At 66.5% G+C, this 1,460-nt stretch carries 2 protein-coding genes; one reads left to right on the forward strand and one right to left on the reverse strand.

The features are described from left to right. Positions 1–618 precede the first annotated feature (618 nt). On the forward strand, positions 619–960 hold the full coding sequence (locus ACFWUZ_RS36305) for a DUF5713 family protein (RefSeq protein ID WP_384382397.1): 342 nt from the start codon (positions 619–621) through the stop codon (positions 958–960). Between the two features lie 25 nt (positions 961–985). Here the strand turns inward: ACFWUZ_RS36305 and ACFWUZ_RS36310 are convergent, their stop codons facing one another. After that, the gene (locus ACFWUZ_RS36310) at positions 986–1,357 is read right to left on the reverse strand and encodes a hypothetical protein (protein WP_384382399.1); all 372 of its coding nucleotides are present in this window, start codon (positions 1,355–1,357) and stop codon (positions 986–988) included. Positions 1,358–1,460: the final 103 nt, after the last annotated feature.

Consider the following 1,460-nt stretch of genomic DNA (forward strand, 5'->3'; position numbering starts at 1 on the left):
GTGCGCTCCACGGGTCGGGATCGCGTCAAGATCGACGCAGTCCCACCCGGCGACTACCCGGAAAAGGCCGAATAAACGTCACGTAAAGAACAAATTGATCTGATAGGCCTGCCCGAGCCCGGTACTTGCCCGGCCCGCCACCTTGAAGCTCACAAACCGACGGCCTGCGCGCGACGAGGGGACCAATGGTGCCCAGATCCTCGCGGCGGCTACGGCAACGGACCACCGAGCGACGCTTGGGTGCGGTCCCTTCGGCGCGGCATAGGACGGCGGGTGCAGGGCACGGGGCCGGGTGGAGCGGTTCCGGCTGACGGACATGCGGCTGTACGGCCCGCACCGCACCTTCGCGGCGGACCGGGTCGACTACCTGTAGGTCGTCCGGGGGAGTGGCTGGTGCTGCTGCGGCGGCCCCCCGCTTCCGTCCTTCCGGCACCGGTGGCCCCGCTTCGCTGCGTCGAGGACCGGGCGACTCTCACATGGCATGAAGAACACCTATCGCGTACTAGGACCTGTTGTGAAAGTCCTGGTCGCGTGAGGTTTGGCGTCCATGGGGGCGTCGTTGTCAGTGGTGCTGTGCATGATCGGCGCGTCAGCTTTTCGCGGAGGTAGGGAAGTGCCATGCCGATCACAAACCAGCAGGTAGCGGGACACGCGTTCCTGCGGCAGATGTACGACGACTCGTACTTCCCTGATCACGTGGTCGACCGGGGGAAGGCGATCCTGCTGCGGCTGTGCGAGCGCATCGAGGCCGAGCGGCCGTCGGACCTGGAGAGCTTGTATGCACTCACCCAGGCTGCGACGGAGGAGTTCAACCTGCTGGACAGGGAGTTCGTGGCGGCCGGAAGCGAGATCGAGACGGTGGCGCGGGAGTGGATCTGCGACGAGTTCTGCTTCGTCGCGTCGGCATACGAGTTCACGGAAGCAGACGCAGAGGAGTTGACCGCCGGCCGGGACTGGTGAACCAGGACGGGAGAGCTACCTCCGTTCAAAGCCACTCGTTGATGGCCGCAACGAGCACGGTCGCCTCGTAGCGGACGGCGAGCTTGTCGTACCGGGTGGCGACGGCGCCGTGTCTCTTGAGTCGATTGATCCCGCACTCGACCGCGTGGCGCTCGCGGTAGTCGGCCGGGTCGAAATGCGGCGGCCGACCGCCGCGGGAACCGCGCTTCCGGCGATTGCGTGCCTGGTCGGCCTTGTCCGGGATGGTGCAGCGAATTCCGCGTCGGCGCAGGTAGGCGCGGTACTGCGGGAGGCGTACGCGCTGCCCGATCAGAGCGTACCGGCCGAACTCTGGGGGCCTGCTGCCCGGCCCGTACGCGCGCGGCAGCTCCTCCAGGCGCTTGCGGTGCTTCTCCACAAACGCCTCTAGGGCCTGTGTGATGTCGTGATCATTCGGTGGTCTTGATCAGGTCGTCGATCCAGATCATTGCGGCGCGGAGGTGGAGGCCGGCGAGGTAGCT

Source organism: Streptomyces sp. NPDC058646, assembly GCF_042716875.1.
In the GTDB taxonomy this organism is placed as follows: domain Bacteria; phylum Actinomycetota; class Actinomycetes; order Streptomycetales; family Streptomycetaceae; genus Streptomyces.